The 20,076-nt window shown below is 58.1% G+C and carries 23 protein-coding genes and 1 tRNA gene; 12 read left to right on the top strand and 12 right to left on the bottom strand.

The window, feature by feature from the left end:
- Positions 1-2: 2 nt before the first annotated feature.
- Both ACXAGD_RS10785 and ACXAGD_RS10780 read right to left on the bottom strand, forming a co-directional pair.
- Positions 3-704: an NUDIX hydrolase gene (locus tag ACXAGD_RS10785; RefSeq protein WP_475212566.1), complete on the bottom strand. Its 702-nt coding sequence runs from the start codon at positions 702-704 to the stop codon at positions 3-5.
- A 28-nt stretch (positions 705-732) separates the two neighbouring features.
- Positions 733-1,128, bottom strand: coding sequence for a DUF983 domain-containing protein (locus ACXAGD_RS10780; protein ID WP_475210469.1), 396 nt, complete (start codon positions 1,126-1,128; stop codon positions 733-735).
- A gap of 201 nt (positions 1,129-1,329) precedes the next feature.
- On the opposite strand from ACXAGD_RS10780, the gene ACXAGD_RS10775 reads away from it, so the two are divergent.
- The 4 genes from ACXAGD_RS10775 to ACXAGD_RS10760 are packed head-to-tail and all read left to right on the top strand — an operon-like array spanning position 1,330 to position 3,231.
- Positions 1,330-1,797 carry an EF-hand domain-containing protein gene (locus ACXAGD_RS10775; RefSeq protein WP_475210467.1) on the top strand — a complete coding sequence of 156 codons (468 nt, stop codon included), beginning with the start codon at positions 1,330-1,332 and terminating at the stop codon, positions 1,795-1,797.
- 6 nt (positions 1,798-1,803) lie between these two features.
- Positions 1,804-2,415 (top strand): RNA polymerase sigma factor, encoded by a 612-nt coding sequence (locus ACXAGD_RS10770; RefSeq protein WP_475210466.1) that lies wholly within the window; start codon positions 1,804-1,806, stop codon positions 2,413-2,415.
- Positions 2,408-2,758, top strand: coding sequence for a hypothetical protein (locus ACXAGD_RS10765; protein WP_475210464.1), 351 nt, complete (start codon positions 2,408-2,410; stop codon positions 2,756-2,758). Before ACXAGD_RS10770 ends, ACXAGD_RS10765 begins: the two co-directional genes overlap by 8 nt.
- Positions 2,755-3,231, top strand: a complete 477-nt coding sequence (locus ACXAGD_RS10760) for a periplasmic heavy metal sensor (RefSeq protein ID WP_475210463.1) — start codon at positions 2,755-2,757, stop codon at positions 3,229-3,231. Before ACXAGD_RS10765 ends, ACXAGD_RS10760 begins: the two co-directional genes overlap by 4 nt.
- Positions 3,232-3,233: 2 nt before the next feature.
- Here ACXAGD_RS10760 and ACXAGD_RS10755 read toward each other — a convergent pair whose 3' ends face one another.
- The gene (locus ACXAGD_RS10755) at positions 3,234-4,634 is read right to left on the bottom strand and encodes a diguanylate cyclase (protein WP_475210462.1); all 1,401 of its coding nucleotides are present in this window, start codon (positions 4,632-4,634) and stop codon (positions 3,234-3,236) included.
- An 87-nt stretch (positions 4,635-4,721) separates the two neighbouring features.
- Between ACXAGD_RS10755 and ACXAGD_RS10750 the strand changes: the two genes are divergently transcribed.
- The 5 genes from ACXAGD_RS10750 (at position 4,722) to ACXAGD_RS10730 (ending at position 9,132) form a co-directional block, all read left to right on the top strand.
- Entirely contained in the window at positions 4,722-5,006 is a 285-nt protein-coding gene (locus ACXAGD_RS10750; protein WP_475210459.1) for a DUF3572 domain-containing protein, read from the top strand.
- 25 nt (positions 5,007-5,031) lie between these two features.
- Entirely contained in the window at positions 5,032-5,724 is a 693-nt protein-coding gene (locus ACXAGD_RS10745; protein WP_475210456.1) for an HAD family hydrolase, read from the top strand.
- 120 nt (positions 5,725-5,844) lie between these two features.
- Positions 5,845-7,404 (top strand): trimethylamine methyltransferase family protein, encoded by a 1,560-nt coding sequence (locus ACXAGD_RS10740; protein WP_475210453.1) that lies wholly within the window; start codon positions 5,845-5,847, stop codon positions 7,402-7,404.
- A gap of 121 nt (positions 7,405-7,525) precedes the next feature.
- Positions 7,526-8,113 carry a heme NO-binding domain-containing protein gene (locus ACXAGD_RS10735; protein ID WP_475210451.1) on the top strand — a complete coding sequence of 196 codons (588 nt, stop codon included), beginning with the start codon at positions 7,526-7,528 and terminating at the stop codon, positions 8,111-8,113.
- Positions 8,110-9,132: a GGDEF domain-containing protein gene (locus tag ACXAGD_RS10730; RefSeq protein ID WP_475210449.1), complete on the top strand. Its 1,023-nt coding sequence runs from the start codon at positions 8,110-8,112 to the stop codon at positions 9,130-9,132. Before ACXAGD_RS10735 ends, ACXAGD_RS10730 begins: the two co-directional genes overlap by 4 nt.
- Positions 9,133-9,165: 33 nt before the next feature.
- On the opposite strand, the gene ACXAGD_RS10725 is transcribed toward ACXAGD_RS10730, so the two are convergent.
- The 8 genes from ACXAGD_RS10725 to ACXAGD_RS10690 form a co-directional block, all read right to left on the bottom strand.
- Positions 9,166-9,864, bottom strand: a complete 699-nt coding sequence (locus tag ACXAGD_RS10725; RefSeq protein WP_475210446.1) for a CbiX/SirB N-terminal domain-containing protein — start codon at positions 9,862-9,864, stop codon at positions 9,166-9,168.
- A gap of 71 nt (positions 9,865-9,935) precedes the next feature.
- Positions 9,936-10,868, bottom strand: a complete 933-nt coding sequence (locus ACXAGD_RS10720; protein WP_475210443.1) for an AEC family transporter — start codon at positions 10,866-10,868, stop codon at positions 9,936-9,938.
- A 42-nt stretch (positions 10,869-10,910) separates the two neighbouring features.
- Entirely contained in the window at positions 10,911-11,708 is a 798-nt protein-coding gene (locus tag ACXAGD_RS10715; RefSeq protein WP_475210442.1) for an MBL fold metallo-hydrolase, read from the bottom strand.
- Positions 11,705-12,511 (bottom strand): TatD family hydrolase, encoded by an 807-nt coding sequence (locus ACXAGD_RS10710; RefSeq protein WP_475210441.1) that lies wholly within the window; start codon positions 12,509-12,511, stop codon positions 11,705-11,707. Before ACXAGD_RS10710 ends, ACXAGD_RS10715 begins: the two co-directional genes overlap by 4 nt.
- Positions 12,508-13,626, bottom strand: coding sequence for a DNA polymerase III subunit delta' (locus ACXAGD_RS10705; protein WP_475210440.1), 1,119 nt, complete (start codon positions 13,624-13,626; stop codon positions 12,508-12,510). The genes ACXAGD_RS10710 and ACXAGD_RS10705 overlap by 4 nt, the downstream gene beginning before the upstream one ends.
- A gap of 10 nt (positions 13,627-13,636) precedes the next feature.
- On the bottom strand, positions 13,637-14,260 hold the full coding sequence (gene tmk / locus ACXAGD_RS10700; RefSeq protein ID WP_475210438.1) for a dTMP kinase: 624 nt from the start codon (positions 14,258-14,260) through the stop codon (positions 13,637-13,639).
- Entirely contained in the window at positions 14,257-15,423 is a 1,167-nt protein-coding gene (locus ACXAGD_RS10695; protein WP_475210434.1) for a D-alanyl-D-alanine carboxypeptidase family protein, read from the bottom strand. Before ACXAGD_RS10695 ends, tmk begins: the two co-directional genes overlap by 4 nt.
- Before the next feature lie 16 nt (positions 15,424-15,439).
- Positions 15,440-16,630: an SPOR domain-containing protein gene (locus tag ACXAGD_RS10690; protein WP_475210433.1), complete on the bottom strand. Its 1,191-nt coding sequence runs from the start codon at positions 16,628-16,630 to the stop codon at positions 15,440-15,442.
- Positions 16,631-16,832: 202 nt separating this feature from the next.
- On the opposite strand from ACXAGD_RS10690, the gene ACXAGD_RS10685 reads away from it, so the two are divergent.
- Positions 16,833-16,922, top strand: a tRNA-Ser gene (locus ACXAGD_RS10685).
- 127 nt (positions 16,923-17,049) lie between these two features.
- Here the strand turns inward: ACXAGD_RS10685 and ACXAGD_RS10680 are convergent.
- Positions 17,050-18,366, bottom strand: a complete 1,317-nt coding sequence (locus ACXAGD_RS10680; RefSeq protein WP_475210431.1) for a SagB family peptide dehydrogenase — start codon at positions 18,364-18,366, stop codon at positions 17,050-17,052.
- Between ACXAGD_RS10680 and ACXAGD_RS10675 the strand changes: the two genes are divergently transcribed.
- Both ACXAGD_RS10675 and ACXAGD_RS10670 read left to right on the top strand, forming a co-directional pair.
- Complete coding sequence (locus ACXAGD_RS10675) at positions 18,342-19,697, top strand: cytochrome P450 (protein ID WP_475210430.1); 1,356 nt, start codon at positions 18,342-18,344, stop codon at positions 19,695-19,697. The genes ACXAGD_RS10680 and ACXAGD_RS10675 overlap by 25 nt on opposite strands.
- Positions 19,698-19,841: 144 nt before the next feature.
- Positions 19,842-20,072, top strand: a complete 231-nt coding sequence (locus tag ACXAGD_RS10670; protein ID WP_170518819.1) for a hypothetical protein — start codon at positions 19,842-19,844, stop codon at positions 20,070-20,072.
- Positions 20,073-20,076: the final 4 nt, after the last annotated feature.

Here is a 20,076-nt window from a genome sequence, read left to right as displayed (position 1 = left end):
ACCTAGTCCGCGTCAGGCATCGGATAGCCTTTGAGCTGCAGGAACAAGCTTTGTTCCTCGGTATGCAAGTAAAGGGGTACGGTGGCAGGCGGCTCGGGGCTTGAAACCCGGGCCGCGATTTCGGCCAGAACCACCTCGGTAATGAACGGCAGGTCCAGATCACGCGCACGGTCAAGCGGGACCCATTGCAGGTGGGACAGCTCATCCGAGGCACGACTGAAATCGTCCAGGTCGCCCTGAATCGCGCTGGCATCGACCAGAAAGAACCGCGCGTCGAAGCGGCGCGGTCGGCCCGGTGGCGTCACAGCGCGGAAAACAAACTGCAACGCATCGGCGGCGGGGCGAAAACCCATGGAGGCAAAGCCCTGCCAGTCCTCGGGGATAGTGCTGTCCCAAGAGCCAGGTACACCCAAAATCAATCCGGTTTCTTCCCACAATTCTCGGACCGCGGCTGCGGCCAGTGCAGTCTGCAGCCCCGGTTCGGATTTCTCGTCCAGCCGTTCGCGGCAAAGTTCGGGCATGGGGGCGGCCAGAGCGATGTCTCTGTCCGCGGCATCGACCGCACCGCCGGGGAACACGAACTTGTTGGGCATAAATACGGCTTTTGCGCCGCGCTGCCCCATCAGGATCGAAGGCTCGGTCAAACGGTCCCGCAGGACGATGACCGTCGCCGCGTTCCGTATCGCTGTTTTGTCTTCCGTCATGCGCCGATCGATCTGTTCACGCGGGCCATTACGCTTTTTCAAACCCGTGCATCCGACGCGCCCATTGATAGGCGATCATAGCGCCTTTCAATCGGGGCAGCAGGAAGAGAGACAGTGCCGTGCATCCGATGGCAAAGATCAGGAACATGGTTAGGGGTTCGGGGCGAAACTCGACATAGGTCACATGCAATGCCGGGGCCAGCAGGTGGCCAACCAACAGAATAGTCAGATAGGCCGGACCGTCATCTGCCCGATGGTGAAACAACTCTTGCCCGCAGTTATCGCAGCAATTGTTAACCTTCAGGTAGCCGTGCAAAATCTTGCCCTCGCCGCAATTCGGGCAACGGCCGCGAAACCCTTTGATCAAAGCAGGCCGTGTCGGACGGTCACTCTCGGTCGTGGTGTCGATCGTTTGATCTGTCATTTTGAAACTCGCGCGTTCGATTGCGCTGGATAATGCGCTTGTTTTGTTCCGCAGAAAAGGGGGGTGCGGCGCTTTGTGACTTAGGTCGGCTGCAACGGGCCGTCAGAGTTATTTGAGATTTTTGCGACGGAACCCGTGTGCCAGCCCGTTTGTACCTATGTGAGCAGCGGCGATGAGGCCGCAAAACAAAGGGAAAACGATATGAAAAGCGCGAAATTCATTCCGGCCATCCTGATCTCGGCTGTTGCAATTACGGGTACTTCGGTCCTGGCGGCCGGACCTAAAAATCGCGAACCTGTGAGCTTTCAGGAGCTGGATGCCAATGGTGACGGACAACTGACCAAGGAAGAAATGGAGGCCCACCGCACGCAACGGTTCAATGACGCAGACACAAATGGTGACGGTCAGTTAAGCGTTGAGGAAATGCAGGCTGCGGCGCAAAAGAAAGCTAATGACCGAGTGACCAAGATGTTCGAAAAACATGACGCCAACCAGGACGGTTTTCTGAGTGACGACGAGTTGCCCAAACCGCGTCGCGCTGGCAAGATGTTTGATCGTATCGACGCGGATAACAGCGGTACGATCTCGGAGCAGGAATATGCCGATGCAAAAGAGCGGATGGGCCGGAAGCACAAAAAGCAGGGTAAGGCGGACTCTGACGATAGCTGATGAAGGATGGAGGATCTGACCTCCCCTCTGCACGAAGTCCGTGGCGCGCCCTGCGCTGCGGACAATTCGGACGATGCGTTGCTGCGGCAGTTCGCCGAAGGCGATGCTGTTGCTGCTCGTGAATTGACCGATCGGCTGGCACCGCGATGTTTTTCGGTGGCGATGCGGATGCTGGGTAACCGAGCTGAGGCCGAAGACGTGACGCAGGATGCGATGATGCGGCTTTGGCAGATGGCACCGAACTGGGTGTCTGGTCAGGCCAAAGTGTCAACCTGGCTGTATCGCGTGACGCTGAACTTATGTGTGGACATACAACGCAAGAAACGTCCGGACCGGCTGGACGATGTGCCAGAGCCCGAGGATGGCGACCTGAGTGCTGCGGATCGGTTGCAGAACGCGGCACGCAAGGATGCGTTACAGGCAGCGTTATCACAGTTGCCGGATCGTCAGCGGCAGGCTGTGATCTTGCGGCATATCGAGGAATTGCCCAACCCGGAAATCGCTGGGATCATGGGTGTTTCGACGGAAGCGGTGGAGAGCCTGACTGCACGAGGAAAACGGGCCTTGGCGTCGATACTGGCCGGGCGGCAGAATGAACTGGGGTACGAAGATGGCTGAAAACGACATGGACCTGGATCAGTTGTTTGCCCAAGCGCGGCAAACCAGACCTGAACTGCCTGACGATCTGGCGGTCCGTATTCTGACGGATGCCGAAGAAGTGCGTCTGGATCGGTTGAAACCTGCCACACCCCCGCGTTCGGCCTGGGCACGGATACTGGACGGGATCGGGGGCTGGCAGAGCATGGGCGGGCTGGTCGCGGCCAGCGCGGCAGGTGTCTGGATCGGGTTTTCTGCACCGGACTTTTTGCCTGATGCCGCAACGATTATCTATCCGCAAGAGACCAGCTTTGTGGTCGCTGACCTTGGCTTGGACACAACTTTTCTGGAGGACGCCGAATGAGCGAGAATGCCAAGCCCAAAAGACGTTGGGTAACGGTTCTGCTGTCTGTTTCGTTGGCGCTGAACCTGTTGATCGCCGGGGTCGCTCTGGGCACAGTTTATCGGGTCAAGGGCGGGGATCACGGCAAAGCGCCTCCGGGGTTTGGACCCGCGATTTATCGGGCATTGCCCAAAGAAGATCGGAAAGCCCTGCGCGGCGAGCTATCCGAGCGGCATCAGAAAGGCGCGAAACTGCGGTCAGAGGATTTTGCCGCACTTGAGGCCGCATTGCGGGCCGAGCCGTTTGACCCTGCGGTTGTGAAGGCGTTGTTGCAGCAACAGGCACAGGCCATGGCCGAGTTGCAAGGGGCATTGCAGGAAGAATGGCTGGACCGGATCACGGAGATGACGGACGCGGAACGTCAGGTTTATGCGGACAGGCTGCAAGAGGTGGTCCAGCGCAAACGCCACGGCCGTAAGCACAAGGACCAGTAACCCTAGGCGGCGCTTTGTCGGACTCGAACCTGATCGCGGCCAGCTGTCTTGGCCGCATAAAGTGCGGTGTCAGCTGATTTGATCAGCAGTTCTAGTCCGGTAGCTTGTTGCGATGATGAAGCTGTTTCGGGCTGGTGTGCGATCAGCCCAATGCTGATCGTGACCGGGATAGGGGCAGGGGTGTCTGGCAGCTCAAAGGGTTTCTGGCGGATGCAATCACACAAGCTGCGCGCCAGTTCGAGAGCCTGGGCTTGAGTGGTCGCCGACAGGCCGATCATGAATTCCTCCCCTCCGATCCGGGCAATGAAACCAGCGGCACCCAAAGTCTGCTTTAGCCGTTTTGCCGCCTCGGTCAGAACCAGATCCCCTCCGGTATGGCCAAACTTGTCGTTGATGGCCTTGAAGTGATCCAAATCGGCCAGCATTACCGCAAAGCCTTTCCCGGTGCGGGTGGATTGATGAGCGATCTGATCCATCGCTCGCATGGCATAGCGGCGATTGTGCAAACCTGTCAGGGGATCCACCCAGGAGTCGACCAAACTACGCCGCAAAGACGCGCGCATGTGATCCAATTGGGTTTTGCGTTTGATCTGACGGTCCAGTCGTAACAGGATTTCATCCGCGCAGAATCCTTCTAGGCAAATTGCGTCAGCGCCCCGGTCCAGCGCCTCTGAGGCCAACGCGGCATTCTCTTCCGCCAGAACGCCGATCAGAACTGTATGCCGGGTGGTGCTGCGGGATTTCAGATCGGCCAGCAGATTCAGACCCGATGGGTTTGCACCGATCTCAAAGATGATGGCATCCGGCACAGGCCCAGACAAAATACCCTGCAGGTTCGTCGCGGTATGAGCAGACAGGGTGTGCCGCGCGCGTTTGGACAGAGCATTTTGCCACAGTGTGCCAGTCCGCGCGATTCCCGTCAGAATGGCCACACGGGCCGCCTTGGGAGGAACGATGGACGCTGCACCGGGTTCTGCAAATCCGATGGGGTGCGAACCGGACCCGACATGCAGCTCTTGCGTCTCGACTCGTGCGCGCAACAGGCTGCGCACCCGTGCCAGCAGAAACGTGTCTTTGAAGGGGTGCGTCAACACATCGTCCAACCCTTCCGCGAGGGCCTTCAACCGGGCCGACTTGTCGTTTTGCGGTGCAATCGCAACCACCGGCACTCCGATTAGATCCGGATCAGCCTGAACAAGCCTTTTGACGTCCGCTGCTGTGCCATCCGGCAAGGTCTGAGAGGTCAGAACCAGATCTGGTTTCGCACGCCGCAACAGCCCAGCGAGGCCCTGAAGCCGTTCGCCCTGGACGACGTGGTACCATGCTGCCGTCAGTTGAACCTTCAGCATGATGCGATTGGTTGAGGTCCCGTCGAGGACAAGGATGGTTCCCTGCACGGACATATCAGTCACCATTGATTGCATGCGTTTCTAAAGTGTTTATGAGTCTGGTTAACAAACCCTTTCCATGACCTGATCCGGGGCTACTTTATGGCAATATCCGCCCAATCTGCAGAAACGCTGGCGCTCAATGTTCTGGGCTGGCTGGTCGGTAACGACGAATTGCTTCCGGTTTTTCTGGGGTCGACCGGAGCCTCTGCGCAGGATTTGCGTGACCGCGCAAACGAAACGGAATTCTTGGGGTCGGTGCTTGAGTTTCTTATGCTTGACGATTCGTGGGTGATCGCTTTCTGTGACGCAAACTCTGTGCCCTATGATCAGCCCGGTCAGGCGCGCGCGGTGTTGTCCGGTGGTGCCGACGTCCACTGGACCTGATCCAACAACTTTGCAGGAGCATTCAATGCCCATCGACGCGATCCTGTTCGACAAGGACGGAACCTTGTTTGATTTTGCCAATACCTGGGGCGCGTTCGGGCGCAATATGGTGCTGCGCCTGGCTGATGGCGATCATGCACGCGCAGCCGAATTGGGTCAGTTTATCGGGTTCGATCTGGAACAGGTTGCCTATTCCGAAGACAGTATCGTGATTGCTGGCACGGTTGAGGAAATCGCCGAGGTCCTCGCCCCGCACCTGCCGGACATGACACTGGACGAACTGATCGATGCGCTGAACGCCGAATCGGCTGCGGCCCCGCAGGCGCAGGCGGTTCCGTTGGAACCCTTCTTGGAAGGATTGCGGCAGGCCGGGTTAAAACTGGGCGTTGCGACGAATGATGGGGAAATGCCAGCGTTGCAGCATCTGGCCTCGGTCGGGGTGCGCGATCATTTCGATTTTGTCGCGGGCTATGACAGTGGCCACGGGTTCAAGCCCGGTCCCGGGCAGTTGCTGGCCTTTGCAGCCCATGTGGGCGTGGACCCTGATCGGGTGGCCATGGTCGGGGACAGCCTGCATGATCTGCAGGCCGGGCGCGCTGCCGGGATGACCACGATCGGTGTCCTCACAGGTATGGCTAAGGCCGAAGCACTGGCGCCCATGGCGGATGTGGTGTTGCCGGATATCGGCCACATTCCCAACTGGCTGTCCAAAAACTGACGGCGCGGCGGCCAATTTCGGCGCTTCGTAATTAGAAACCGACATAGACTGTCGCAGACAGAGCGGCCAGACACCCACCTTCGGGGCTTGCATGGGGGTAAGCAAGTTCCGGAGGATCAAATGGCTGACACAAAATCGCGCAGACGTCGCAGTGGGGGGCGGGCCGGTGCTGCCGAGCGTAGGGGCAGCGCGGTGATCGACCAGATGCCCTGGAATCCTCCGATCAATATAGACAACCCGACCGAACCGCTGGATCAGGTGGGGATCGAGGCGATCCATGAAGGGGCCATGCGTATCCTCGAAGAGATCGGGATCGAGTTCTACAACGAAGAAGCCATCGGCATCCTTCGTGAAGCCGGGTGCACCATCGATGGCGACAACGTCCGCATGGGCAGGGATTTCGTTATGGAGATGGTGGCCAAGGCGCCTTCACGCTTTACCATCACGCCGCGCAATCCGGATCGGACGATTGAAATCGGCGGCCGGAATATGGTGTTTGGCAACGTGTCGTCTCCTCCGAACTACTGGGACATGGAGATCGGTACTAAGGTTCCCGGCAATCGCGAGATGTGTCGGAACTTGCTGAAACTGACGCAGTATTTCAACTGTATCCACTTTGCCGGGGGGTATCCGGTCGAGCCGGTCGATATCCACGCCAGCATCCGGCATCTGGACGTTCTTTATGACAAGCTGACTTTAACCGACAAGGCAATGCATGCCTATTCGCTGGGTAAGGAACGCGTCGAAGACGTTATGGAAATGGTCAGAATTGCTGGTGGCCTGAGCCATGAAGAATTCGAAGCCTCTCCGAGGATGTACACAAACATCAACTCGACCTCACCGTTGAAGCACGATCATCCGATGATTGATGGCTGTCTTCGGTTGGCGCGGCGAGGGCAGGCGATCGTGGTAACACCGTTTACCCTAGCCGGGGCGATGGCACCGGTGACGATGGCCGGGGCCGTGGCTCAATCTCTGGCCGAAGCGCTGTGTGCGATTGCTTTGTTCCAATATGTCCGCCCGGGGATTCCCTGCGTGATCGGGACGTTCACGTCGAACGTTGATATGAAGTCGGGCGCACCCGCCTTTGGCACGCCCGAATACATGCGGTCGACCCAAATGACCGGGCAGATGGCGCGGTATTATGGCTTGCCGATGCGGTCATCGGGTGTGTGTGCGGCCAACGTGCCTGACGGACAGTCGGTGTGGGAGACGTCGAACTCTCTGTGGGCCGCCGTCCAGTCGGGCACCAACATGGTTTATCACGCGGCTGGCTGGCTTGAGGGCGGGCTTATCGCCAGCCCGGAAAAATTCATCATGGACTGCGAAATCCTCCAGCAAATCCAACGCTATATGCAGCCCGAAGTTATCGCAACGGGACCGGATGAGATCGCACTTGAGGCAATCCGAGCGGTTGGGAATGATGGCCATTTCTTTGGCGTTCAACACACGCAGGACCGTTACACCACGGCGTTTTACCAGCCCTTCCTGAGCGATTGGCGAAACTACGAAGGCTGGAACGTCGCAGGCGGTATCTGGACGGCGGAACGGGCGCATCACATGTTCAAAGAAATCATCACCAACTTTGAGCCTCCGGCGATGGATGAAAGTATCCGCGAGGAACTGGCCGAGTTTGTTACCCGCCGGAAAGCCGAAGGCGGGGCGCCGACGGATTTCTAGTTTTCTGTCAACGACTTCCATCGTGAGACTCAATCAGATTTTCGGCATCTCACGGTCTATCTTGGTGTTTTGTTAAGGATTGTCGGGCCAGATTGGTGCTGAAACCAATCTGGGGCACATCATGCATGGTCTGATCAATCGGGCGGTACAGTCTTTTGTATGCGCGACTTACGGACAATCGTGCTGGCTGCGCGTGACCGAGGCGGCTGAACTGGGCTTTGTCGAGTTCGAGGCCATGCTGGTCTATGACGACGACATGACCGTCAGGGTTCTAGACGCGCTCTGTGTCGATCTGAACCGCCCGCGCGCCGAAATCCTAGAGGATCTTGGAACCTATCTGGTTTCGCACCCCAACATGGAAGATTTACGTCGGCTGCTGCGTTTCGGCGGCGTAACCTATGTCGAGTTCCTGCATTCGCTCGACGATTTGTCCGATCGCGTGCGGCTGGCCGTTTCTGACCTCAGCTTACCAGCGCTGGAGTTGAGAGAGATAGCACCAACAGAATACCAGCTTTATTGCCACCCTGGTTTGCCCGGTTATTCCAGCGTGATGGCCGGGGTCCTGCGCGCTATGGCTGATGACTATGGCGCTTTGGCGATGCTGTCCCATGACGGGCAGGAGGGTGAAGCGGAGGTCATCTCGATTGTGCTCGTTGAAAGCGCCTTTGCCGAAGGGCGTCACTTCGATTTGGGGGCGCGAAAATCATGATAGACACCAGTGATCTGGCGACTCTTCTCGAGACGCTTTGTCCGATGTTCGTTCTGGTGGACGAAAACGGGCGGATACTTCGTGTTGGGCCGACCTTGCAAAAACTGCGCCCCGATCAACCGATGGCTGGGATTGACTTCCTGGATGTGTTCGAACTGGTCCGACCGCGAACCGTAACAACACTGTCGGCGTTGATGGCGCTGGCCGGTGCCAAGCTGCACCTCAAGCTTCACGACACGCCGCGCACGGCTCTGAAAGGGCTGATCGCGCCTCTTCCGCAAGGAAAAGGTGCGGTCATCAACTTGTCCTTTGGTATCTCGATCTTGGATGCGGTGCGTGACTATGCCCTGACCAGTGCGGATTTTTCGGGCACGGACCTTGCCATCGAACTGTTGTATCTGGTCGAAGCCAAATCCGCCGCGATGGAGGCCTCGCGGTCGCTGAACTTGCGGCTGCAGGGGGCGATGCTAGCAGCCGAAGAACAAGCCTTCACTGACATGTTGACCGGGCTACAGAACCGACGAGCGATGGATGTGTTGCTGGGTCATCTGATATCCGGGAATTCACCATTTGCGTTGATGCATCTGGACTTGGATTTCTTTAAATCGGTCAATGATCAGTACGGGCACGCCGCGGGGGATTACGTGCTTCAGCAGGCCGCCCGGATCATGGTCGAGGAAACCCGCAACGATGACACGGTTGCCCGCATCGGAGGGGATGAGTTCGTCATTATATTCAAAGGTCTGTCGGACGAAGGGATTTTATCGGCGATTGCGGCGCGCTTGATCGAACGGTTGCAAATACCGATGGCGTTCGAGAACAACACCTGCCGGATTTCCGCCAGCATCGGAACCGCGCTATCGACTCAGGTTCAGCCTCCCAAGGCAGCCGAAATTCTGAATGCGGCTGATCTGGCGCTTTATGAAGCAAAGAGGAAAGGCAGGTCCCGACATTGTCTTTATTCGGCCCTTGTGGGGCAGCGGCAGGGCAGTCCAGCCTCCGGGGTGGCCTCGGATTGATCCCGTGATGCAAACTTCGCGGGGCTCGAAGGGTCAGGTTGTGTCGAACTGGCGGGACAGGGTGGTTGCAATATGGTGCTTGATCCGGGGCAACTCGCCGACAACGGGCGTTACTTGACCCTTGAATTCAGCCGCGCTCAGTTCTTGCGGAACATCGTCAATCACATGGCCGCCGTGACATGCAAAATACGGTAGGCACAACGCCTGAGCGGACAGGCCCGATGCGGCTTCGGCAATAGAGGGCGGCTCTTCGACAAACCCCAGACGCGTCGACTTGAACGCCAAGTGTTGCGCCAGATCGTTGGCAAAGGCGCGGGCCACGGCTGAGGGGTTGCGGCTACGGCCAGATCCGTGCGCGGCCAGTACCAGATCGGTCTCTTCTGCGGCCCATCGGTTTTCGTTCAGCTTGTCACCCAGTGCCGCAGCAACTAGGCTCGGCAGGTCCGGATCCACACCTAAAGGATCGAGAATGCGCAGGTTTCGTCCGACGAGACGCTTTGGCAGGGCGCTGGTGACAAACCAGCCCTTGGCCATGAAAAGCGGATAAATTACGGCGTCATCGTTCAACTCTGCCACGCGCTGTTCGAAAACGCCCGGTGCAGCCAGCGTGGCAGATCGCACAGTCACGCCATCACACAAAGCATCCACCTCGGCAGCATAGGCGGCCAGCGCCTCTTCAGCCGGGATTGGTTCCGACGGCTGACCATGGGCGACGATAAGGGCGTGGGGCATTTACTCGATCCTGTCTGATTTCCCGATAGGTGTTCCCTGTCGTACCAAAGTCAATCCAAACCGTCCCGACGTCAGCCCAAAAGTGTCAGCCAGAACCAGACTGACAGGATGGAAACCCCGGTCCCGATCAACACGGAAGAGGCTGCGACCCGTTTGGCGCGGCCATACATGTTAGCAAAGATGTAGGCGTTAAAACCGGGTGCCATGGCCGCGTTCAGCACGCCCGAGCGGAACAGGTCTTGCGGCAGGCCCAGCGACGAACCGAACAGCCACACAAGGCTGGGGTGCAGCATCAACGAAATGGCGCAGACATAGGCAATCGTGCGCAAGTCGCCCTCTGGCTTGTATTTGACCAGAACGCCACCTAATGCAAACAAGGCGCCGGGCAGCGCGGCGCGGGTGATCAGACCAAGCGCCTCATCCACCACTGACGGCACGCCGATCCCGGATAGATTGACTACAAATCCCAGAGCGATACCTAGGATCAGAGCGTTGCGGAACATGGCCGACAAAACCGACCCGATCATGCGCGTGCCGCCATTGCCGCGATTGCGGACCACCTCCATCACGGTGATGCCGACGCAGTAACAAAACGGCGCGTGAAAGGCGATGATCGCATAGTTGCCGGATAGGTTCCCCGGCCCGTAGGCGCGTTCGGTAATCGGCAGGCCCAAAAGTACCGAGTTCGAGAACAGGCAGCAGAATCCTATAGCGACGCAATCCTCCCACTCGCGGTGAAAGATCAGGCGGGCACCGAACAGGCCAGCGGTGAAACACAGTGCCGCTGCAGTATAAAAACTGGCCAGAAGCCGAGGGTCGAAGCTGCTGCTCAGGTCAAGATGCGCGATGGCGAGAAACAGCAGGCAGGGTATGGCAAAGCCTTGGGTGAACTTCATCAGCCCGTCTACATGGACCTCTTTGAAGTATCCCAATGATGTCGCGGCGTATCCTGCGCCGATTACCAGAAATACCGGCAGAATGACGTCGATCAGGCTTTGCAGCATCTTGCCACCCCGGGGGATATCAAAGGCTGCAACAGCAGCGCTCTAAAGAGCCTGACGGATCACCATGCCGTCATAGGCCGGTGTGATGTGATCGGCGGTCTCAGATTCGACCGTGGCATAGTCGAGGTCGATATGCATGTTGGTCAGCACTGCGCGTTTAGGTTTCAACTGGTCAATCCAGCCCAGCGTCTTTTCAAGATGCGCATGAGTTGGGTGCGGCGACCGGCGCAGAGCGTCAATGATCAGACAATCCAACCCCTCTAGCAACGCCCACGCGTCGTCGTAGAATTCGGCGACATCCGGCAAATAAACCAGCTTACCCATCTTAAAGCCCAGCGAGTCGATCGAGCCGTGGTTAACCTTGAATGGATGGAACGGGATCGGGCCACCGGGGCCGTCGATTTCGAACGGGCCGTCGATGGTCTTCAGGTCCAAAATCGGCGGGTATGGAGAGGTGTCGGGTTGAATAAACGCGTACCCAAACCGCCCCAACAGGTCGTTTTGGGTGTCGCCATCCGCCCATACTGGAACGCGGGCCTTCATATTGAAGACGATCATACGCAGATCATCGATGCCGTGAACGTGGTCCGCATGGCTGTGCGTATAGACCACTGCGTCCAACCGCCCGGTCCCGGTGCTCAGCAACTGGCTGCGCATATCGGGAGTGGTGTCGATCAGCACGGATGTGGTGCCCTCGGGCCCGTCACGCTCGACCAGCATTGAGCAGCGACGGCGGATATTGCGGGGATTATTGGGATCACACTCGCCCCAATGCCCGCCCAGCCGGGGCACGCCACCTGAGGAGCCGCAGCCGAGGATGGTGCAGCGCAGCTCGGTCATGCGGCCGCCTTGTAGGTCGCGGCTTTGGAGAACAACCGGTCGAAATTAGCCTGCGTCTGGGCGGCGAAATCCGCGTAGCCCATGTCGAAAACTTCGGCCCCTTTGCGTGCAGTATGGGCGGTATAAGCCGGTTCGTTGCGTTTGCCTCGATAGGGCGGTGGGGCCAGATAGGGTGCGTCGGTTTCCACCAGAACGCGGTCGACCGGAGCAGCGGCGAAGATATCGCGCAGTTCCTGACTTTTGGGAAAGGCGGCGATGCCGGACATCGACAGGTAGAACCCCAGATCCAGTGCCGCTTTTGCCAGCTCTGCCGAGGACGAAAAGCAGTGCATAACGCAGGAATAGGGCGCGTTACGGTGCTCCTCGGCCAGTATGCGTGCCATGTCGTCGTCGGCTGCACGCGCGTGGACAATCAAGGGCAGGCCAGTGCGCTGGGCAGCCTCGATATGGACGCGCAACGATTGCTTTTGCACCTCGGCGCTGTCGGCGGTGTAGTGGTAGTCCAAACCGGTTTCACCAATGCCAACAAATTTTGGGTGCTGCGCCAGTGCGACCAGTTCATCGACGGTCGCCATCGGTTCATCTGCAGCGCTCATCGGGTGGGTGCCGGCGGCGTAGAAGACGGGCGCGTGGGCCTCGGCAATGGCGCGGACGGTGGGTTCATTGCGCAGGCGCGTGCAGATTGTGACCATGCGGGTCACCCCCGCCTCGGCGGCGTTGGCAACAATCTGGTCTAGTTGCCCCTCGAAATCGGGAAAATCCAGGTGGCAATGGCTGTCGGTGATCTGGGGGGTGTCGCTCATCTGCTCTGACCGGCGGTTTCCTGTATCTTGAACACCGTATCTAGGACCAGAGCGGCAGGGTCAAGGTTCACCGCCTGACCATGTCGTGCGCGGGCAGTGATTGTCGCGGCGACCTCGGCCCATTGGCGCGCTTGGTACGGCGATGAGGACAAGCGCACCAGCGTTTCGGCCTCATGTGGCGCGGCCTCTGGCGAGGGAGGCGCGCCGGTTGCGCCGGTCAATGCGAGGCGCGACAGGGCTACGTCGATCAGGGTGAGCAGCAGTTCGAACCGCTCAGCTGCTCCGCGCTGGGCGGCGGCTTCGGCCAGTTTCAACGCGCGCTGGCGATCCATCCGGGGGAGGGTGCCCAGAATGGCGACTAGCTCGGCGTAAATCTCCAGCCCGCCCAGATTGATCAACCGCACGGCATCCCCCACAGACCCGGCAGCCAATGCGGCAAGGTGGTCGGCCTGTGCGGGCAGTTCGGCGCCGGATTGAATCAGGGCGGACTGCATGTCCTCAGAACCCAAAGGCGACAAACGAAGGGTGCGACAGCGCGACCGGATCGTCGGCAACAGGCGTGATGGCTGGTGCGAGATCAGCAACAGTGTTGTGCGCGCGGGCGGTTCTTCGAGCATTTTCAACAGAGCGTTCGCCGCGCTGACATTCATCTCATCAGCAGAATCCACGATGACGACCCGACGCCCGCCATCCGCCGAGGACAGGCCGAAGAATTTTCCCAGCTTGCGAATGTCGTCGACAACGATTTCATTGCGCAACCGTCCCTGATCGTTGAGCGAGCGGGTAATGACGGCCAGCCCAGGTTCAGCCCCGGCCTGAATTCGATGCGAGACAGGATGTTCGGGATCAATCGCAAGCGTTTCCGGGGGCGGCGGCACGCCGAACAGCCCATCTTCAGCAGGTGGCGTCGCCAACAGAAACCGGGCGATACGCCAGGCCAGAGTCGCCTTGCCCACCCCGCGTGGACCAGTCAGAAGCCAGCCGTGATGCAGTCGATCCGAAGTGTAAGCGCTAAGGAACGCCTGCTCGGCCTCGGCCTGTCCGTACAGGTGCTGGGTCTCGCGCGGATGTGGGGCTCCGGGAGCCTGATCCGGGGTTGGGGTGTCGTCGCTCATCTATCGCCGTTCACAATGATTGCAGGACGATTTCTGTCACATCCTGTGCAACGCTGTCCATGTCTCGGTTGCCGTCGATCACCCGGAAACGGTTCGAGAATTCATCCGCCAGCGCCAGAAAGCCCGCTCGCATCTTTTCCTGCAGATCGATGCCAAAATCTTCAAACCGTTCCTCGGTACCTTGCCGCCCCTTGGCGCGGCTCAGGCCGGTTTTCGGGTCCATGTCGATCAGAATGGTCAGGTCGGGTTCGCGCCCAATCATCAGGCTGTGCAATTGATCGACCAGAGCGCGCAAGTTCCCCCGCGACAGGCCCTGATACATGCGGGTGCTGTCAGCAAAGCGGTCGCAGATCACCACTTTACCAGCGGCCAGCGCGGGTTCGATGGTGCGTTCCAGATGATCCCGCCGCGCGGCGGTGAACAACAGCAGTTCCGTTTCGGCCGACCAGCGGTCGGGGTCGCCTTCTAGAACCAGTCGACGGATTTCCTCGGCCCCCGCCGAACCGCCGGGTTCACGCGTCAGAACAACGTCATGGCCCAGACCCCGCAGGTGATCTGCAAGCATTCGTGCCTGCGAGGATTTGCCTGATCCGTCAATGCCTTCGAAGGTCAGAAATAACCCGGGTCTCGTCACAATGCGTCCAGAGGATTGCCGATAACATCGGTCAGAACAATACCGCCCACGGTCATCATGCGGACCACAAACCCACCGGCTGCGACGCTTTCAGCGGCAACCAACGGGCGCCGAATTTCCGGCAAGCCCTCGGGTTTAATCACCAGTTCAGCCAGTTGTTGACCCTTTTCGACAGGTGCGTTGATGGGGCCGTCATAAACCACCTCGGCCTCAACATTCTTGTCGCCCAGCACTGGGAACAGCAGCGTCAGATCCTCTTCAGGGACTAGATCCACAGTCTTTTTCGCGCCCATCCAGATCTTGGCCTGTGCTATCGGCGTGTCCGCGTTGGCAACTGTCCTCTCGACAAAATTTCGAAACGACCAGTTAACCACGGCCTCAGCCTCCTCTGCCCGCTTGCCGGTGCTGTCGAGGCCAGTGAGAACGAAGATCACCCGGCGATCCCCCTGCTTGGCCGAGCCGACAAGGCCGTAGCCGGCTTCTTGCGTGTGGCCGGTTTTCAGGCCGTCGGCACCGATCCCCAGTTTCAGCAAAGGATTGCGGTTGCGCTTGTTCGACGGCGCGCGCCCATCGAATTCAAACTCTTCCTCGGCGAACAGTGGGTAGTATTCCGGGAAGTCTGAGATCAGCCGGTCTGCCAGAACGGCCAAGTCATGCACGGACATCATGTGGCCCGCGGCGGGCCAGCCGTTGGAGTTGGAGAAGTTCGAGTTGTCCATTCCCATCTGCTTGGCGCGCTGGGTCATGTAACGAGCAAACCCGGCCTCGGTTCCATCGGGGCTGAGTGCCTCGGCGATTACCACGCAGGCGTCATTGCCCGACAGAACGATGATGCCGCGCAGCAGGTCCTCGACCCGGACGCGGTCCTGCGTGTTCAGGAACATGGTCGAACCGCCATAGCTCATCGCGTGTTCGGACACTGGCAGTGTTTCATCCAGCGTCAATCGGCCATCGCGCAGTGCTTCAAACGCGACATAAAGCGTCATCAGCTTGGACATCGACGCCGGCGGCAGTGGCTGATCCGCTTCTTTGGACAAAAGCACAGTGCCCGTTGTCTGATCCATCACATAGGCTGCGCGGGCCTGTGTGTCGAAAGCATGGGCGGGCAGGGCCAGCAGAGCCAGCCCGAGGGTCAAAACAGATGATCGCAGTGAGGACAGCACGGGGGCCTCCTTTGTTTCAGTTTTTGACGGTGAACGCGTCGGTAAAACCAAGATCCTTGACATCGCGCTGGATCGCGTTGCGTTCGGAGCGGGTTTTTGCTGGGCCAACCAGAACGCGCCAGACCGTTTTGTCTCCGGTCTTCAGTTCGCGAATATCGGCGGACATGCCGTTGCGCTCGATCTTCGAAACCGCGCTTTGGGCATTGGCTTCGACATTGAAAGTTCCGACTTGAACAAAAGGCTTGGGCAACGAACGCGTGGTACTTTGCTGAGTGGATGCTGCAGCCGTAGTGCTGACAGGGGTCGGCTCTGCCGCGTCAATAGCTGCTGCTGCGCCCGCGATGGGGTCCAGAGGCGTTTCGGTGATCGTGTCGGTTTTCTTCTTCTGCCACCATTTCCGTTTAGCAGGCTTTTCTTCTGGTGCAGTGACCTCTGGGTCCGACAAGGTTGCGGTTGGGGTCGCTTCGACGGCCGTTTCAACGACTTGTTCCGCTGCCTCAGTCGTTGCCTCGGCAGCAGTGTCGGTCGCGGCAGCGGCCGCAGCTCCGGTTGCGCCAGCTGCGGCAACCGTTTCCTTCTTTTGCCACCACTTACGCTTGGCGGGCTTTTCAGCGTCAACCTCAGCCGCTGCCGTGTCGACCACATCCTCTTGAGGTTTGGCTTCCTCTGCTTCGGTCGTATTTTCGGCCGTTTCGACTTCTGGCGTCTCTTCCGGCTCCGGCTCTTTAGTCTCAACCGGTTTGCGCCGCAGGGCGACAACCTCAACCTTGGTCGGTGCCCCGGCAAGGATGCCCAGCTTTTCAGCCGCTGCCGAGGACAATTGCAACGTGGGGCCGGGCTGGCTGCGTTCGCGGCGGAACAAGGCGCCGGTGATGGATTTGTTGTTGGCCGTGTTCTTGATCAACACGCGTTCGGGTTGAGTGACGTCGGGATGGGCCACCCAGATACCGCCCAAAGATGGGCGGCCATCCCAAAGACCGGCCTCAACCACATTGAACACTTCCGGTGCTTCAACGGATTCGCCCGAGGTTTTCGAAAAATCCGGAAACAACTCGACCTTTTGATCGGTCTGGGTGTCGTCGGCTGAGGCTTCTTTAGAGGCCCCGTCCGGAGACAATCCCTCCTCACAACCGGCCAGAACTGCCAATCCCACGGCAAGCACCGCCAGCGATCGCGGTTTTGCGCGTGTCTCACTCGCTCGTTTCATTTTGTCATCCCTTGCCTGAAGGGCCCTTGTTTCCAGAGCCCCGCTGCCGATCGCCGGTTCTGTCGTGCCGGCCTGTTACGGTCTTTCCTGCAAAGCATAACGTGAGCAAAGTGTCATGGAAAGACCGCTGCGCGCGCTTCGGCGAGATTTCCCTATTTGCTCTTGCCACCGTTTCAACTTGGCCTTAGACCCGGCCTCACGCGGGGAGGTGGCAGAGTGGTCGAATGCGGCGGTCTTGAAAACCGTTGAACGTGAGAGCGTTCCCAGGGTTCGAATCCCTGTCTCCCCGCCACCATCGGTCTTGGTGACCGTTTCACCATCGATCAGATAACTATCTGCACCAACGTCAGCGGCGGCGGAGTTGTCGAACTGGAAGGTTCCGCGACGGACATTTGCCTTTGCGTCCCCCCATCAACAACTCACTCACTTGACCCAATAATCATTTCACCAACCAATGGCGCATCATACGCACTGCGCCCGCTGACATTTGCAAAGACTAAAGAGTTTCCAGTTCCCAGCGGGCATGCCGCTAACTTCATCACCTCGCTTGCGAGTTGAACATTTTGATAAACGGCACCAACCTCTTTGAGGACCAATGAATACGCCAATGCACCGTAGGCGGTGCGGGTGGTCGCCATGTCAGCAGATAAAAGAAGCAAAATTTGTGTGTGCGAAACACAGTTGGCCGACGCGGCGGCGTCTTTCAAAAGCCTCTTGAGAGCAGGATTGAATTTGCTAACCCTTGTGAGGCCGTGACGTTTGCAATCATAGGCATAAAGCCCTGGCTCCAAACCGTCGCAATGATTAACAACAAGATACGCAGTCAATGGGTGTATACCACCACCACTGGGATAGGAGCGGCGACCATTCTCTTGGTAGAAGCATCGGAAAAGCAGTTCGTTAAGCTGCGCAAGACTGATCGGTGTGCGACCTTGATCACGGCGACTTCTTCGACGGCGGGACACCAGCATATGCGGCGGGTCGTTTGCAATAATTTCCGCGATATCGGGAAGCGGCAGCGCAATGTCCGGAACATGTTTGGCTGGGTGTTCGGGCTCGTGCGATTTTCCCGTTTTTCCGAGGTTATTCCTTGCGAAACCGAGGCGTGTTTGGCTGTGAAAAAGCGCTTCATGCACAGGCGGTTTACGTTCCGCAGTGCCTTCCAACAAATCGCACCATGCAAAGAGCTGCATCAAAGCCTCGAAAGCATGGGGTTCAAGACCTGGCACGCAGTTTGGGGCCTGCGCCGCCTCAGCGCCCTCGGACAGCTTGAAAAGCAATGGACCAATCTGTGGGTCCAACAGATCTATGGTCGCCCAACTTCCCGGAGCCAGCGCTTTGAGCCCTTTTTGTCGGGGCTGCAAAACTATCTGTTTAGAAAGCCGGATAACGGCATCCGGTTCGAATTTCGGAATGCTGCTGACGGGCGCACGTTGTGGAACACAAACAGCGATAGGCTGAGCGTTCTGCATGACGAAACGACAGAGAAAGCCGCGCTGGTCCAGGCGCAACAAGAACGATGCACAGTTAACCTCTGTATCTGGACTCGGACCAAGGCAAGCCGCCAGTTCCTTCTCACTCAAACAGCCTTGGACGAGTTTCCTGGCAAGCGATATATGGGCAGCGTCGGTAACGGAAATCGATTCAGTAGCGCTGCGCAATTTCGCAACTTCACCGGTCTCGTCGAGCACGACATCAGGAGCCAAGCCATATGCCCAAATATTTGGTTGGTTCATCACGAAAACCCTTGCAGGACGTTAAATTGACTTTGCCGCCCGGACCGGTCGGCAGCCAACATGCGCGGCTCAATGCGAAGTTTTTTCAACGCAGCCCGTTCGACTTTCTCAGTCAGCTGGCTGATACGTATGGAAACGTTTCGAGCTTTGATCTGGGCACCGGACCGATCATATTTGTAAATGATGCTGATCTTGCCCGGAACCTTTTTCGCTTCCACGAAGCAGATCTGCGCAAGCCTGATTTTTTGCGGGCTTCGAACACCGGGTATTGGGGCGACGGGCTGACAACGCTGGACGATCCTGAAATCTGGCGCCAGCGTCGCCAACTTTTGCTGCCGCTCTTTCGTGCTGCGTTGCGTGAACCTCGACTTGTTTTGACGGGAGAACTCACGGAGTCGATCACTGCCCATTGGGTGGACGGAGAACCGATTGACCTTGCGCATGAGTTTCGGTTGTTGATTGCCCGGATCGCGCTGCGCACAGTTTTGGATGCAGATCTTGAGGGTTGGGGAACGGCTCAAGAGCGCAGTGCCCTTGTGCCTTACCTTGAAGGCTACGGAGAGGATTTTACCGCGACTGCAGGTGACACCGAAGGAGTGGTGCAAATGACGCGCCCTCGGGCACCCAGAAATATGGATGGGGTCCTGGCCGTCATCCACGATCGTTTTGAGGAATATGTTGATCGAGGCGACGTTCTCTCGGCCTTGGTGAGGGCGCATCACATGGCTCCCGACGTTCTTTCCGAACAAGACGTCGTGGGGGAAATTGTTCAGATGCTTTTTGCAGGCCATCTAACTATGCCATTCGCTTTGACGCAGTTCTGGACTGACATTGCCGACCATGATCTGGGCTGGCAATTGTCCGATGAGGCGGAAGCCCTTGATGAAGCCGAACGTTTCAGTAATGCGACGCTTGGCACAAGCCGAACAATGGCGATTTTGCGAGAGTCGATGCGAATGACGCCTCCGGCACCAATTATTTATCGTGAAGTGGCGCGCGACTTTCGAGCAGGGGGGCACCAACTGGCTGAAGGGCATGGAATTTGGGTCTGCCCGGCTTTGCTGCATCGAGATCCTCGTTACTTTTCGCAGCCTTCTGAGTTTCAACCTGACCGCTTTGCCGCGGGTCGTACTCCGCCTTTTTCGGCCAAAGCCTATATGCCTTTCGGTGTCGGTCCAAGAGTTTGTGTTGCGGCTGCTCAATCCTTGTCGCAAATGGTCGTCATCATCCAAACAATAGCACGCAGCTTTAGGTTGGAACTCGTTTCAGGAACGCCCAATCGGTTTGAAGTCCAACGTCGGCCTGCTACCGGAGGCTACACAAGCTCGTGAAATCTGCGCTTCATTTAGATTAACTCTGAGCAGAAAGGTGTGCTCACAACTTGATCGTGTCTTTTGCTTGTGTGAAAAGGTTAACAAAAAGCAGCAAATCAATGCAAATGTGCAGACGGTAATCAACCAACGGAGGAATATTCAATGACAGCACCGACGAATGAAGACTGGGGCAAAATGCATGCAAAAGCCTGGAAAGACCCGGAATTTCGGACGCTGCTCGAGCAAGACCCAACTGCTGCAGTAAAGGCATACGGCGAAGAAATCGGCAAGACTTTTTCAAAGATCGTGAATGTCGGAGACAAACCCGACGACGTGCACGATGATGATCTCCACGAGCATGATACTGCTGTTGCACCACCGGCCTGCTGCTGAGGGC

The organism is Ruegeria sp. ABF4_144 (genome assembly GCF_056160045.1).
The sequence above is the reverse complement of the archived record's forward strand: the minus strand, read 5'-3'. Positions and strand labels throughout refer to the sequence as shown.

Bases quoted from the DNA above. Each gene is read 5' to 3' on its own strand.
- ACXAGD_RS10785 (WP_475212566.1), bottom strand. From the start codon at position 704: ATGACGGAAGACAAAACAGCGATACGGAACGCGGCGACGGTCATCGTC.
- ACXAGD_RS10780 (WP_475210469.1), bottom strand. From the start codon at position 1,128: ATGACAGATCAAACGATCGACACCACGACCGAGAGTGACCGTCCGACA.
- ACXAGD_RS10775 (WP_475210467.1), top strand. From the start codon at position 1,330: ATGAAAAGCGCGAAATTCATTCCGGCCATCCTGATCTCGGCTGTTGCA.
- ACXAGD_RS10770 (WP_475210466.1), top strand. From the start codon at position 1,804: ATGGAGGATCTGACCTCCCCTCTGCACGAAGTCCGTGGCGCGCCCTGC.
- ACXAGD_RS10765 (WP_475210464.1), top strand. From the start codon at position 2,408: ATGGCTGAAAACGACATGGACCTGGATCAGTTGTTTGCCCAAGCGCGG.
- ACXAGD_RS10760 (WP_475210463.1), top strand. From the start codon at position 2,755: ATGAGCGAGAATGCCAAGCCCAAAAGACGTTGGGTAACGGTTCTGCTG.
- ACXAGD_RS10755 (WP_475210462.1), bottom strand. From the start codon at position 4,634: ATGTCCGTGCAGGGAACCATCCTTGTCCTCGACGGGACCTCAACCAAT.
- ACXAGD_RS10750 (WP_475210459.1), top strand. From the start codon at position 4,722: ATGGCAATATCCGCCCAATCTGCAGAAACGCTGGCGCTCAATGTTCTG.
- ACXAGD_RS10745 (WP_475210456.1), top strand. From the start codon at position 5,032: ATGCCCATCGACGCGATCCTGTTCGACAAGGACGGAACCTTGTTTGAT.
- ACXAGD_RS10740 (WP_475210453.1), top strand. From the start codon at position 5,845: ATGGCTGACACAAAATCGCGCAGACGTCGCAGTGGGGGGCGGGCCGGT.
- ACXAGD_RS10735 (WP_475210451.1), top strand. From the start codon at position 7,526: ATGCATGGTCTGATCAATCGGGCGGTACAGTCTTTTGTATGCGCGACT.
- ACXAGD_RS10730 (WP_475210449.1), top strand. From the start codon at position 8,110: ATGATAGACACCAGTGATCTGGCGACTCTTCTCGAGACGCTTTGTCCG.
- ACXAGD_RS10725 (WP_475210446.1), bottom strand. From the start codon at position 9,864: ATGCCCCACGCCCTTATCGTCGCCCATGGTCAGCCGTCGGAACCAATC.
- ACXAGD_RS10720 (WP_475210443.1), bottom strand. From the start codon at position 10,868: ATGCTGCAAAGCCTGATCGACGTCATTCTGCCGGTATTTCTGGTAATC.
- ACXAGD_RS10715 (WP_475210442.1), bottom strand. From the start codon at position 11,708: ATGACCGAGCTGCGCTGCACCATCCTCGGCTGCGGCTCCTCAGGTGGC.
- ACXAGD_RS10710 (WP_475210441.1), bottom strand. From the start codon at position 12,511: ATGAGCGACACCCCCCAGATCACCGACAGCCATTGCCACCTGGATTTT.
- ACXAGD_RS10705 (WP_475210440.1), bottom strand. From the start codon at position 13,626: ATGAGCGACGACACCCCAACCCCGGATCAGGCTCCCGGAGCCCCACAT.
- ACXAGD_RS10690 (WP_475210433.1), bottom strand. From the start codon at position 16,630: ATGAAACGAGCGAGTGAGACACGCGCAAAACCGCGATCGCTGGCGGTG.
- ACXAGD_RS10675 (WP_475210430.1), top strand. From the start codon at position 18,342: ATGCCCAAATATTTGGTTGGTTCATCACGAAAACCCTTGCAGGACGTT.
- ACXAGD_RS10680 (WP_475210431.1), bottom strand. From the start codon at position 18,366: ATGAACCAACCAAATATTTGGGCATATGGCTTGGCTCCTGATGTCGTG.
- ACXAGD_RS10670 (WP_170518819.1), top strand. From the start codon at position 19,842: ATGACAGCACCGACGAATGAAGACTGGGGCAAAATGCATGCAAAAGCC.